This window comes from Rhizobium sp. 2YAF20, assembly GCF_052114685.1.
In the GTDB taxonomy this organism is placed as follows: Bacteria; Pseudomonadota; Alphaproteobacteria; order Rhizobiales; family Rhizobiaceae; genus Rhizobium.
Window position 1 is genome coordinate 645,755 of the sequence record NZ_JBFRFF010000001.1, and the last position, 12,859, is coordinate 658,613.

Genomic DNA, 12,859 nt, shown 5'->3' on the forward strand with positions numbered 1-12,859 from the left:
GATGAGCCAAAAAAGTCTGCCCTTTGCGCCGCCTTCCGGATGGCGCAAAGGGCGGTTTTGTTTCAGCAACGTGCTCTACTGTTCGATGGCGTATGTGACGCTGACTTTGACGCTATAGGTGTTCTCGCCGCTCTGGACCGGAACGACGCTGTCGGTCGCCTGCTTCATCATCGCGGCGCGGAAGACCGGTTGCGGCGCCGGACGATTGGAATCCTCCGAAATCTCGATGACGCGGCCAAGCTTGACGCCGGCGGCCTCGCTCAAGGTCTTGGCCTTGGCCAAGGCGTTCGCCACCGCGTCCTTGCGCGCGGCCTCGAGGGCTGAATCCGGCTTGTCGTTGATGAACTGGATATCGCCGCCCTGATTGATGCCAAGGCTGACCGCCTGGTCTATCAGGCCGCCGAGCTTGCCCAGGTCACGGACGCGGACCGAGAGAGAATTGGTCGCTTGATAGCCAACGAGCTCCGGCGTCTTCGGCTGGCCGTCTGTGCCGTTCTGATAGTTGTATTGCGGCTGGATGGAGAAACCTGATGTTTGCATGTCGCGCTCAGCAATACCGCTGTCCTTCAGTGTCGCAAGTACCGCGCCCATTGCCTTGTTGTTCTGGTCGAGCGCATCATGGGCGGACTTTGCCTGCTTGACGACCGAGAGCGTCACAAGCGCCGTATCCGGCGAGATCGCCGACTGGCCTTCGCCCGAGACCACGATGACGGATTGGCGGTCTTTCGCATCCTGCGCAAAGGCATTCGCACCGGCCGCCGCCAGAAAGGCAGCGCCGATCACCGCGGAGAGAGCGAAATTCCTGGTTTTGGTCAATGACATGGTTCGTTCCTTGGTTGATGTTTTCCTCATTATCGCTTTTTGTCGATTGATTGTGAACGTATTGCGGCGGTCCCTTGTCGGGCCATGGAATTTGCGCTAGAGCGGGTCTGCTTCGGGGGACCATTGCCCCGTCGCCACGCGACCGCTCCGCCGGCGCCGGGCCTGTAGCTCAATGGTTAGAGCCGGCGGCTCATAACCGCTTGGTTGGGGGTTCGAGTCCTCCCGGGCCCACCATTTTCTTTTTAGATTGCCCGCCTAGGATGCGGCTTGCCACGTTCCGGCTATCGAGACCGTCGCGCAGGGAAACGAATTGGATGTATGCTTTCGACGTTGCCGTAACCCAGTGGATAAATTCGTTATCGGGTCATTCCGGTATTCTGGATTGGCTTGTCATGACGGTTTCGACGATCGGGGTGCCGCTCATGATCCTCGCCGTTGCCGTTCAATGGTGGGTGAGGCGTGACAGCGCCCATGTTAGACATGTTCTCATTGCCGCCGGCCTGTCGTTTCTTCTCGGCCTTGGGCTCAACCAGGTGATCCTGCTTTTTCTGCACAGAATGCGACCCTATGAGGCCAACGTCACTCACCTGATCATTTCGCCGACGGTCGATTATTCGTTTCCATCGGATCACGCGACTGCATCATTTGCGATTGCTGCCGCATTCCTGCTGCATGGCTTTTCCCGGCGCGGGGCTGCCTTTGTCGTTGCGGCGCTCGTCATTGCATTCTCCCGCGTCTATCTGGGCACACATTATGTCAGCGACATCTTGGGCGGCGCGGCGACAGCCGTGTTTGCGGCCTGGGTGGTGCGGTCTCTTTACGTTGAGAACACCAGGGTCGACCGGTTTCTGACCAGTCTCTTGTAGCGGCTCTTGGATTGCCGGGGTTCGTTCACGGCGATGATTTCGGCTGAAGAGGTAGGCTCGCTTACCCAATTCGGCCTAAGGCAAACGTCCGACTGATGCGTTGATCTCGACCTATCCGCGCACTAAAAGTAAGACATGAGAAAGCGAACTGTCTCATTCCTGTTCTGCCTGATAGCACTGGCGATGATCCTGTCGCTGGTCGCGTTCAACGCGTTTGTCCAGAACGAAGCGTTTGCGGCGGACACCCATGACAGCTTGCCCTCCCGGGTCGCTACCGTCGCAATTCATATCGCCGCGGCTGATTGTCTAAACAGGGCAGGCCAGCCTGTTGCCGACCAGCACCACGGCAAGGTCGGCGGGCGAAAGTGCTGTGGCACTGCCTGTTCGGTCTTGGCAATTCTGACTTCGGTCATGGCCATTCCCGTCGGCCCTCAACAGAGCATTAGGGCAAATTCCGAATGCCTGGAGCTCGTCTCCTTCGTTTGCCGAAGCCTCCATCGCCCGCCAATCGCGTGATTTGCACTGCAAGGAATTAATTGCGCGGGGAGTGGGTTGCAAGCGGTCATCCAGGCAGACTGGTTGATGTGACAATCGCCGGTAGCGGCCAATTTTCCCCCAAAAGCATCGCATTTTTGCATTCAATCGGCTCTCTTTGCGCTTTTGAGCGTGGAGGTGCAAACGACATAGGAGATTCGCCATGCCAAGCAACGTCACCAATTTCACTGATGTCATTCGCAGGACACCACGAAAATTATGCCGGGCCGTCTGGGAGAGCATACCCGGTCCGATCGTCAAGACCGCGCCTATGCGCTATACCGGCAAGCTCATCTATCGGAATTTCACGCGCAATGTCCTGCGCGTGCAAAGCCATTACACGCATTTCATGAGAAATCCCCCACTGCTTGACGCTCTTGCTAGTCTTTTGACCGACTTCGACAAGGGCTCGACGCTGCGCCTTGCGTCGATCGGGTGCAGCACGGGGGCGGAGCTTTATTCGACCTTGCACGTGCTCCGTCGCGCGCGACCGGACTTGACGTTCCTGGCGCAGGGCGTCGATATTTCGAGCGCGGTCGTGGAGATTGCCAGGCGCGGCATCTATCGTCCAGACGCACCGGCGGCTGAGGATGGGCTCTATCAGGCCGGGCGTGCGGAAGTCTCGAGCAAGGACATAGACGAGTTTCGCGGTATTCTTGAAACCCTGCCTGACGGAACCTTGCGCGTGCACGAATGGCTTCGTGAAAATTCAAGTTGGTGGACGGCCGATGCCACGGATAAATCCCTGCTCGATGTGGTTGGCGACCAGGATATCGTCCTTGCCAACAATTTCATGGGGCCCATGGAAGACCCGCTTGCCGAGGCTTGCCTGCGCAACATCATGCGGCTGGTCAAGCCCGGCGGCCTGCTTGTCGTCGAAGGTATAGACACGGATCTCAAGACACGAATTCTGATGCCGTCAGAGTTCAAGCCAGTGTTGTCGCGACAGGAGGACATATGGACTGCCGACCCTTCCAAGCGGGGGTGGCCCTGGGTGCGCTGGAGCTACGAGCCTCTGGATCGCAATGAGGAAGGCTGGCAATTTCGGTATTCGGTGATCTTCCGGCGCGTATCAGCTTAAGGGTCGGCGCCATGCCAAAGCTTGGCAAAAGTATGTCAGACAACGCTAGTCGCGGGAGCCCCTGGCGCGGGGGTCCTGTGGCTGGTCTTCATCTTCCGGCAACATCCGAATAAAGTTTATAACCGCGTAGAAAAGGCCAAACAGAACAACTGCAGCAATAACGAAATATACGCTGTGCACGATCCTTGGGTAATCTCTCGAGAGCAAGTGCAACATGTCGTAAGCAAATATAGCAAACACTGCCATAACCGGCGCCACCACAAGTGCCATATTCCGACGGATAAATCTGATCATCACACGTCTCCTTCGCGACTGTTATAGCAGCGCAAGATTACGTGGAAATTAGGATGACCTGCGTCGCCTGGCTCCGTGAGGGCCGATCGGTTCGGAACTTCCGCAAGCGCAGGGCGTTCCCTGTCAGCCACGAGGAGAGACATCGATGTCGGATGCATTCAGATCGCAGAGGGTTGCGTCTCGAAGTTCGGTTGCTCCTGACCTGGAGCGGTCTGGCAGCGCCCGCCACGATATTCCAGCCTCGACGCCGCTGGATGAAGCAAGATCCAAGGCCCGGTTGGAAGTCGAGCGCCTTCGGGACGAAGTCGCTCTTCTCAAGGAACGATTGGCCGCGATCCCCTTGCGAACGAGAGGCATGATTGCGACAAAGGGGGTATGGATCAATGCCAGTGCTCGGGCGCAACTTGGAAAACACCCTTGGGCGAAACTCGCGGCGGCTTTTCTGGCCAGCTACGTTTTCGGAAAAGTCATCCAAAAAGTGCCGTTCGGATTGGTGGCCGCTGTGCTCGTGGGTCGGGGACGGCATCTAAGGTAGCGACACAATGGTTTCTAGCGATTGGAGGAGGCTGCGGGTTCCGGCAGGCTGCTTGTCCGATTGACGTCGAAAATCTGCGACAGGGTCTCGAGAATTACGCCCACCCCATCGAAACTCAACGAGTAGTAAATCGTTTGAGCATCGCGGCGGGTCTTTACCAACTTTAGCGCGCGCAATTTGGCCAGGTGCTGGGAAAGCGCGGATTGGCTAAGCCCCACGAGCTCCGTCAAGGCGTTTACCGAAAGTTCGCGGTCTGAAAGTAGGTCAAGGACCTCAAGACGATGGGGGTTCGCCATCGCGTTCAAGAAAGCGGCCTTGCGTTTAAGGGAATCTCGGTCAACAGAACTATGCATAACGCATCCATCTAAAATCCAGCGCAGGATATATGCCGGATCTCTAACGGTCAATTTACTAATGAGAAGGTTGTTACCCAATTGGAGTATCAACCCTGAGTGCCGCGCTTTTCAAACGCCGATTGGACCGCAAGTGTTCTTCGTTCGTTTCCTTAGGATTAGTGGTTACTAATCTACAAACGCCTATGCGACACTGTCGTACGGGAAGTAGCACGATTTCGGCGAAACGGAAGATTTGCTGAGGGTTCTACGTTCGAAGACACCCCGTGGCTTGAACAGCTGTCGGGTGTTGGGACTTCAGTGAAGTTCGTTGCCGTGAAGGGCGCCGAGGAGCTGGTCCTGCGTTTGATGGCCGGCATTATATAGATCGATTGCCTTGCTTGCGATGGACAGGCCTTCTTGGCTGTGAAGTCTGATGCTTCGCTCCGCGCACCACGCATAAAGGGCGCCGGCAAGAACGTCGACATCGTCGGAATGAACGGATGAATTAAGCATCATGGACATGAGCGATACCTCTGCGTCTGAGTGGAGCCTGATTCGCTCGAACGAAGCGAATGTCGGCAAGACTGATTTTATTTCAGAGGTTTGCAAGGCCGTTCACATGCTGACGTTAACGCCGCCCGAATATGGGACAACGGCCGTCCCATATCGACACATCGCCCGGCGCCGGGTTCATTGCACGGGGTCTGGTTCATTGCACGGGGGTCTGGACGGGCGGATGAAGGCCAGCGTTTACGCTGGGCGCGCCCCGGCGCCCGTTTGGATCGACAAAGAGGAGGACGCCAAAAGCGAATGCCATGGCGATCATCGCTCCGAGTATGAGTTTGACGCGCGGTCCTATCATTGCCGAACGATATGAGACGCCTGTATTGCTGCGCAGATCAGCTCTTCTGCGTAAAATACAGCAGCTCTTGCGTCCGTCCTGTCGAGCTTCATTTCACCGCACTTATCGTGCATGGCCTCTCGAATTTCGGCGATCAACGATTTATCGACGCTGTCGTCACCCTCTGCGAGAGCGTGGGTCAAGGCTGCCTGAGCAACGACTTCGAGGACTGCCATTCGTCCTTCGATTTCGCCGAGGGAAGGGATGGCATTCCTGGCGCTGTCGCGCTTGCAGTCGCGGCTAGTGGTAAGCATTTTTGGTCACCTCCTTAGCTAACTGCTTATAACCCCCCGCGGCCAAAAAGGTTCAAATATATCGATCACGAATTGTAAGTGCCGACCGGCCTCATTCCGCCGGGCAGAGCGCGGTCGATCCGAGCACGTCGCCGCAGTTGGGCGAGCGGCGGAAATCGTCGTAGTAGAGCGTCCAGTTCGTCGTGTCGGCGTCGCGATAGGGGCCGAATTTAAAGTACTGGTTCTTGCCGAGGCCGACATCGGCGTGGCCGATATGTCCCTTGACGGTGACGATCCACTTATCGTTGGCAAAGATTTCGATGCGGCCGCTGCCGTCAGGCCCGGGCTTGGTGTAGATCGCAAAATCGATCCAGCCGCTGTCGGGTGTCGGCAACTTGTTGCCGTGATCGGTCACGGTGATGGCGTTGGTGCAGCTTGTGAATTCGCCACCGTCATCCTTCGTCCAGGTCGGGTCGGTGGCGATCAGCGCGCGCATCTGATTGGTATCCGGCCGGTACCAGACGGGCGTCTGCGTGTCGCCGCAGGATTTCGGGTCGCCGCTTGCCGATCCGGTCGGCGGGGCGACATAATTGGTCTCGACGGTGGCAAACAGCTTGCCGTTGTTCAGCCTGATCGCCAGGAACGGACTGAAATCACCCTTCGCATCCGGACCGATCTCGCGCTTCCACTGGGCGATGAGATAGCGGTGGTCGCCGGAGGGGATGGGATCGGCGAATTTGACGGCGAAGCCGTACCAGACGCCCTGCGTGTAGGGAACGCGATGCTTGGTGCGCTCCCAGACCTCGGCGCGCTCGCTGCAATCTTTCTTCGTGGTCGTACATAGAGGCTTGACGCTGAGCTTCAGTGCGCCGCCGCCGTCGCGGCTCACTTCTGATTGGAACTCGTAGCTGCCGGCGCTCTGTTCGTAGTTCTCGCGATAATAGAGACGTCCGCTGGGGGAAAAATCTTTGCCGTCGAAGCCGTCCCGCAGCACCTCCTGTCCGGGGTCGCCTGCGCGGGCGGAGGCGACACGTGAGATCGCAGCGAGGATGGCAAGCAGGACGATTTTCGCTCTCATAGACTGTATTTCCCCCGATCAGCATCAATGATGCGTCATCAATGCCGTGATCGGCGGCAGCGAGCAAGAGGCTATCGGCTTCAGGCTGTGGTAATGGCGCTATCGCCTTGGCGCTGAACGGGATTCCGGCGGATTGACAGGCGCGCTCCTCAGTCATGCACGTGCGACGGAGTGGACAAATGCGACGCGGCGCGTTTGATAGGCCAAGTCTTAAGCTATCTGGGAGAGGATTCGTCCATGACGCTAGAACATGATCTAAGCCGCATCGCACTGCAGGAGGAGACCCTGCGCTTCGACGCTTTCGACCTTTCCACGGCCTGGGTGCTGGGCAAGCTGCTTCACGATCTTGCCGGCGAACGCAATCTCGGCGTCGCCATCGATGTGACGTTCCACTCCATGCCGGTGTTCTACGTCGCGCTGCCAGGCTCCACGCCCGACAACGCCAACTGGATCCGTCGCAAGCGCAACATGGTGCTGCGTTACTTCCGCAGTAGCTACGCCAGCGGTCTTTCGCTGGAAAAGCGGGGGAAGACGATCGAAACCGACGGGCTGCCCGCCACCGAGTATGCAGCCCATGGCGGCAGCTTTCCCATTTATGTCAATGGCACAGGCTGCGTCGGCGCCGTCACCGTTTCAGGCCTGCCGCAGCGCGACGACCACAATCTGGTGGTGGAAGCCCTGGCGCTGATGCTCGGCCACGAGCTCCACAACCTCGCACTGTCGGACCGCTGACGATCAAAGCCTGCCGCCGGCCTCGGCTATGACCTTGGTCAGGCTGCCGGCCGCTGGGAACAGCGGGATAAGGCAGGCCTGCAGCGCGTGATAGATGTCTCCCTTGCCGGAGAACAGCGTATGGGCAGGAACGAGATCTTCCGTCAGTTCCTCATGCCACCCGCCGTTCTCGCGGTCGACGAATGCGCTGGCGATGGCACCCCAGATCTTGCGGTAGCTCTCCTCGTGGAAATCGCTCGGCGCAAGTTCGTTGAGGTAGTGAGCAGCACCTGCTGCCTCGCAGGCAGGCCACCACAGCTTGTTGCGCTTGGCCGGTACATCCTGCCAGTCCAGCGTGTAGAAGAAGCCGCCTTTGTCGCTGTCCCAGCCCAGTGACATCGATTGCGAGAACAGCGCCTTGGCGGCGTCCGGCATCCATTCGTGGCGCTTGCCGCCGAGTGTCCAGAGCTGGAGGATCAGCCGCGCCCATTCCAGCCAGTGGCCTGGGGTGGTGCCGGACGGCCGAAACATCTCATTGCCGCGGTAATGCTTGTCGAGTTCCCATTTGTCGTTGAAATGTTCGGGAACACGATAGCCGACGTTGCCTGCCTGACGGCGGATCACGAGATCGGCGATGCTTTCGGCCTTTTCGAGATAAGACCGATCTCCGGTCGCCTCAAAGGCTGCCATGAGGGCTTCGGTCAGGTGCATGTTGGAATTTTGGCCACGATAGTCACCGATCGGTGACCAATCCTGATTGAACTCCTCGGCAATGGCGCCATGGGTCGCTTCCCAGAAGCGCGTGTCGAGGATCTCGGTGATATCGGCGAGCATGCCGTCTGCAAGCGGATGACCGACCGTCTTAGCGGAAGAGGCGGCGAGCAGGACGAAGGCATGTCCGTAACCTTGCTTGCTGGCATCGACCGGACCGTCATTGTTGACAGACCAGACATATCCGCCATGGGTCGTGTCCCGGTGCTGGTTCCAGAGATAGGTCATGCCGTGATCGACGATTTGCTCCGAGCCTGGCCGGCCGAGCAGGCTGCCGATCGAAAAACAATGCACCATGCGGGCGGTCGAATGGATGCCACGCACGGGGTTGACCGCATCGAGCGGACGACCCACATCGTCCATGTCATAGAAGCCGCCCTTCGGATTGACGGCGCGGTATTGAAAGAAATCGAAGAGACCGTTCGCCTGATCCAGCAGCCACCGACGGTGATAATCCCGGGTGCTCCAGTTACCGAGCGTAGGCGTTTTTTCTAACGTGTTCATATACATCCTCCCGAGACTTTGACCTACGCCTATAGCGTCCTATGGTTGGGCTGTCACGGAGGTTAGGGTTATCTTCGAGGCAAAATTTCCGGATATCAAGCCACCAAGTCGTCGAATGTGACACAATGGCCAGCAAGGGCGGCACTTGCCTTTTGCCTGATCAAGCGGAGCAACGCTCGTCTGTGGTTACAAACCGCTGGCCGCGTTCGATGGGAACAATCCCTGACAGTTCAGAGGGAAAGAGATATATTGACATAAAGATATCTTTATGTGATCTGGAGCTAGAGTCGCAATTAGGCCAAAGGAATACGCTCGTGTTTGATGATCTTTTCGGTCCCGCATCGGCGAAACGTGACGGCAGCGACATTTTCGAGGCATTGAAGCAGGCTGCGCGCGAGCGCATTCTGGTGCTTGACGGCGCCATGGGAACGCAGATTCAGGGCCTCGGCTTCAACGAGGATCATTTTCGCGGCGAGCGCTTCATCGGCTGCGCCTGCCATCAGCAGGGCAACAACGATCTTCTGATCCTCAGCCAGCCCGACGCGATCGAAGAAATTCACTATCGCTACGCCAAGGCCGGCGCCGATATTCTCGAAACCAACACGTTTTCCTCGACGCGCATCGCCCAGGCCGACTACGAGATGGAAGCGGCGGTCTACGATCTGAACCGCGGCGGCGCGCTCGTTGCTCGCCGAGCGGCCATCCGTGCCGAGCGCGAGGACGGAAAGCGCCGTTTTGTCGCCGGTGCGATCGGCCCGACAAACCGCACGGCATCCATCTCTCCTGACGTTAACAATCCGGGCTATCGCGCCGTCTCGTTCGATGATCTGCGCATCGCCTATGGCGAACAGATCGACGGCCTGATCGACGGCGGTGCCGACATCATCCTGATCGAGACGATCTTCGATACACTGAATGCCAAGGCGGCGATCTTTGCCTGCGAGGAGCGTTTTCTTGCAAAGGGCGTGCGGCTGCCAGTGATGATTTCAGGCACCATCACCGATCTTTCCGGCCGCACGCTTTCCGGCCAGACGCCGACGGCCTTCTGGAACGCGGTGCGCCATTCCAATCCTTTCACGATCGGGCTCAACTGTGCGCTCGGCGCCGACGCCATGCGTCCGCATCTGCAGGAACTGTCAGGCGTCTCCGACACCTTCATTTGCGCCTATCCGAATGCCGGGCTGCCCAACGAATTCGGGCAATATGACGAGACGCCCGATATGATGGCGGCGCAGATCGAGGGATTTGCAGCCGAAGGCCTCGTCAATATCGTTGGCGGCTGCTGCGGTTCGACGCCGGAGCATATCGCCGCGATCGCTGCGGCGGTCTCCAAGTACAAGCCGCGCGAGATCCCCGAGCACCGCCCGTTCATGTCATTGTCGGGCCTCGAGCCCTTCGAGCTGACCAGGGATATTCCCTTCGTCAACGTCGGCGAGCGTACCAATGTCACGGGTTCGGCCAAGTTCCGCAAGCTGATCACCAATGCCGATTATAACGCAGCACTCGTCGTTGCTCGCGACCAGGTCGCGAACGGCGCTCAGATCATCGACATCAACATGGACGAGGGGCTGATCGATTCGGAAAAGGCAATGGTCGAGTTCCTCAACCTGATCGCTGCCGAACCGGATATTGCGCGCGTGCCTGTCATGATCGATTCGTCGAAGTTCTCGATCATCGAAGCCGGCCTCAAATGCGTCCAGGGCAAGTCGATCGTCAATTCGATCTCGCTGAAGGAAGGCGAGGAGAAATTCCTCGCCCAGGCGCGGCTCGTGCACAATTACGGTGCCGCCGTCGTTGTCATGGCGTTCGACGAAACCGGACAGGCCGACACCTACCAGCGCAAGGTCGATATCTGCGCCCGCGCCTACAAGCTTCTGACCGAGGAAGCCGGTATCTCGCCCGAGGATATCATTTTCGACCCCAACGTCTTTGCGGTGGCGACCGGCATCGAGGAACACAACAATTACGGTGTCGACTTCATCGAAGCGACGCGGACGATCCGCCAGCAGATGCCGCTCGTTCATATCTCTGGCGGCGTGTCAAACCTCTCCTTCTCATTCCGCGGCAACGAGACCGTGCGCGAGGCGATGCACTCGGTGTTCCTCTATCACGCCATCCAGGCGGGGATGGACATGGGCATCGTCAATGCCGGACAGCTGGTCGTCTATGACAACATCGATCCGGAACTGCGCGAGGCCTGCGAGGATGTCGTGCTCAATCGCCGGGCCGACGGCACCGAACGACTGCTCGAGATCGCCGAGCGGTATCGCGGCACCGGCGTGCGCGAGGCCAAAGTGCAGGATCTTGCCTGGCGCGATTGGTCGGTCGAAAAGCGGCTGGAACACGCGCTGGTCAACGGTATTACAGAGTATATCGAAGCCGATACGGAGGAGGCGCGTCTCGGCGCTGTCCGGCCGCTGCATGTCATCGAAGGGCCGCTAATGGTCGGCATGAATGTTGTCGGCGACCTGTTCGGCACCGGCAAGATGTTCCTGCCGCAGGTGGTGAAATCGGCGCGGGTGATGAAGCAGGCGGTTGCCGTGTTGCTGCCCTATATGGAGGCCGAAAAGCTTGCCAATGGCGGTAGCGGCGAGCGGCAGGCGGCCGGCAAGGTGCTGATGGCGACCGTCAAGGGCGACGTTCACGACATCGGCAAGAACATCGTCGGCGTCGTGCTTGCCTGCAACAACTACGAAATCATCGACCTCGGCGTCATGGTGCCGGCAACGAAGATCCTCGAGACAGCCATCCGCGAGAAGGTCGACATCATCGGCCTGTCAGGCCTGATCACGCCGTCGCTCGACGAGATGGTGCATGTGGCTGCCGAAATGGAGCGGCAGGGTTTCGACATTCCGCTGCTGATCGGCGGCGCAACGACCAGCCGCGTGCATACGGCCGTGAAGATTCATCCGCGCTACGAAAAGGGCCAGACGGTCTATGTGAACGATGCCTCGCGTGCGGTCGGCGTCGTCTCCGCGCTGCTGTCGGAGGACGCCAAACAAGGATATGTCGATACCGTCCGGGCCGAATATGCCAAGGTCGCCGCGGCCCATGCGCGCAACGAGCTGGAGAAGGTTCGCCTGCCGCTTGCCCGCGCCCGCGAGAATGCGGAGAAGCTCGACTGGGCTTCTTACAAGCCGACGGCACCGTCTTTCCTCGGGACAAAGGTATTCGAGCACTACGATCTGGCCGAGCTTGCCAAATACATCGACTGGACGCCGTTCTTCCAGACCTGGGAATTGAAGGGCCGCTATCCTGCGATCCTCGAGGATGAGAAGCAGGGTGAGGCGGCTCGCCAACTGTTTGCCGATGCTCAGGCCATGTTGAAGAAGATCATCGACGAGAGCTGGTTCCGCCCACGTGCCGTCATCGGCTTCTGGCCGGCCGGCAGCGTCGGCGACGATATCAGGCTTTTCGCGCACGAGGCGCGCGAGACGGAAATTGCGACCTTCTACACGCTCCGCCAGCAGCTTTCCAAGCGCGACGGCCGGCCCAATGTGGCCTTGTCGGACTTCGTCGCGCCAACGGAGAGTGGTGCCAAGGACTATGTCGGCGGCTTCGTCGTCACGGCCGGCATCGAGGAGATCGCGATTGCCGAGCGCTTCGAGCGTGCCAATGACGACTATTCCTCGATCCTCGTCAAGGCGCTGGCCGACCGCTTCGCAGAGGCATTTGCCGAGCGAATGCACGAGCGAGTGCGCCGCGAATTCTGGGGCTATGCCAAGGACGAAGACCTCACTGCCGAGGAATTTCTGAACGAGGCCTATGCCGGCATTCGGCCGGCGCCCGGTTATCCGGCGCAGCCCGACCATACCGAAAAGGATACGCTGTTCCGGCTGCTCGACGCGGAAGCTGCCACGGGCGTGAAGCTGACGGAAAGCTTTGCGATGTGGCCGGGTTCTTCGGTGTCCGGCATCTACATCGGCCATCCCGACAGCTATTATTTCGGCGTCGCCAAGGTCGAACGCGACCAGGTGCAGGATTATGCGGCGCGCAAGGGCATGGCGATCGACCAGGTCGAGCGCTGGCTCGGCCCGGTGCTCAACTATGTGCCGACAGTGCGCGAAGCGAAAATTGAGGATGCGGCGTAATCGGCGAGTCTTTTCGGGTGGTTGGAACGATCGGCTGAGAGGGTCTGCGACATCGGATCGTCCTATCGATTGAATATGTACTATACGTATAATATTTAAGCTT

13 protein-coding genes and 1 tRNA gene are annotated in these 12,859 nt (G+C 58.8%); 7 read left to right on the forward strand and 7 right to left on the reverse strand.

The window, feature by feature from the left end; translation table 11 throughout:
* Nucleotides 1-75 precede the first annotated feature (75 nt).
* Nucleotides 76-822, reverse strand: coding sequence for an SIMPL domain-containing protein (locus AB4Z52_RS03095; protein WP_442216415.1), 747 nt, complete (start codon nt 820-822; stop codon nt 76-78).
* A gap of 158 nt (nt 823-980) precedes the next feature.
* On the opposite strand from AB4Z52_RS03095, the gene AB4Z52_RS03100 reads away from it, so the two are divergent.
* The 4 genes from AB4Z52_RS03100 (at nt 981) to AB4Z52_RS03115 (ending at nt 3,303) form a co-directional block, all read left to right on the forward strand.
* Nucleotides 981-1,056, forward strand: a tRNA-Ile gene (locus tag AB4Z52_RS03100).
* An 80-nt stretch (nt 1,057-1,136) separates the two neighbouring features.
* On the forward strand, nt 1,137-1,688 hold the full coding sequence (locus AB4Z52_RS03105; RefSeq protein WP_442216416.1) for a phosphatase PAP2 family protein: 552 nt from the start codon (nt 1,137-1,139) through the stop codon (nt 1,686-1,688).
* Between the two features lie 135 nt (nt 1,689-1,823).
* A complete protein-coding gene (locus AB4Z52_RS03110; protein ID WP_442216417.1) occupies nt 1,824-2,204 on the forward strand; it encodes a hypothetical protein in 381 nt (126 codons plus the stop codon).
* A gap of 181 nt (nt 2,205-2,385) precedes the next feature.
* Complete coding sequence (locus AB4Z52_RS03115) at nt 2,386-3,303, forward strand: CheR family methyltransferase (RefSeq protein WP_442216418.1); 918 nt, start codon at nt 2,386-2,388, stop codon at nt 3,301-3,303.
* Between the two features lie 45 nt (nt 3,304-3,348).
* Here AB4Z52_RS03115 and AB4Z52_RS03120 read toward each other — a convergent pair whose 3' ends face one another.
* A complete protein-coding gene (locus AB4Z52_RS03120) occupies nt 3,349-3,597 on the reverse strand; it encodes a hypothetical protein (protein ID WP_442216419.1) in 249 nt (82 codons plus the stop codon).
* Between the two features lie 145 nt (nt 3,598-3,742).
* On the opposite strand from AB4Z52_RS03120, the gene AB4Z52_RS03125 reads away from it, so the two are divergent.
* The gene (locus AB4Z52_RS03125; RefSeq protein ID WP_442216420.1) at nt 3,743-4,132 is read left to right on the forward strand and encodes a hypothetical protein; all 390 of its coding nucleotides are present in this window, start codon (nt 3,743-3,745) and stop codon (nt 4,130-4,132) included.
* Between the two features lie 14 nt (nt 4,133-4,146).
* Here AB4Z52_RS03125 and AB4Z52_RS03130 read toward each other — a convergent pair whose 3' ends face one another.
* The 4 genes from AB4Z52_RS03130 to AB4Z52_RS03145 form a co-directional block, all read right to left on the reverse strand.
* Complete coding sequence (locus AB4Z52_RS03130; protein WP_442216653.1) at nt 4,147-4,485, reverse strand: ArsR/SmtB family transcription factor; 339 nt, start codon at nt 4,483-4,485, stop codon at nt 4,147-4,149.
* Nucleotides 4,486-4,782: 297 nt separating this feature from the next.
* Complete coding sequence (locus AB4Z52_RS03135) at nt 4,783-4,989, reverse strand: hypothetical protein (RefSeq protein ID WP_442216421.1); 207 nt, start codon at nt 4,987-4,989, stop codon at nt 4,783-4,785.
* Between the two features lie 336 nt (nt 4,990-5,325).
* Complete coding sequence (locus AB4Z52_RS03140; RefSeq protein ID WP_442216422.1) at nt 5,326-5,622, reverse strand: hypothetical protein; 297 nt, start codon at nt 5,620-5,622, stop codon at nt 5,326-5,328.
* 91 nt (nt 5,623-5,713) lie between these two features.
* Complete coding sequence (locus AB4Z52_RS03145) at nt 5,714-6,679, reverse strand: polysaccharide lyase (RefSeq protein WP_442216423.1); 966 nt, start codon at nt 6,677-6,679, stop codon at nt 5,714-5,716.
* Between the two features lie 237 nt (nt 6,680-6,916).
* Between AB4Z52_RS03145 and AB4Z52_RS03150 the strand changes: the two genes are divergently transcribed.
* Nucleotides 6,917-7,411: a heme-degrading domain-containing protein gene (locus tag AB4Z52_RS03150; protein ID WP_442216424.1), complete on the forward strand. Its 495-nt coding sequence runs from the start codon at nt 6,917-6,919 to the stop codon at nt 7,409-7,411.
* 3 nt (nt 7,412-7,414) lie between these two features.
* Here the strand turns inward: AB4Z52_RS03150 and AB4Z52_RS03155 are convergent, their stop codons facing one another.
* A complete protein-coding gene (locus AB4Z52_RS03155; RefSeq protein ID WP_442216425.1) occupies nt 7,415-8,665 on the reverse strand; it encodes an AGE family epimerase/isomerase in 1,251 nt (416 codons plus the stop codon).
* A 314-nt stretch (nt 8,666-8,979) separates the two neighbouring features.
* On the opposite strand from AB4Z52_RS03155, the gene metH reads away from it, so the two are divergent.
* A complete protein-coding gene (gene metH / locus AB4Z52_RS03160; protein WP_442216426.1) occupies nt 8,980-12,756 on the forward strand; it encodes a methionine synthase in 3,777 nt (1,258 codons plus the stop codon).
* Nucleotides 12,757-12,859 lie beyond the last annotated feature (103 nt).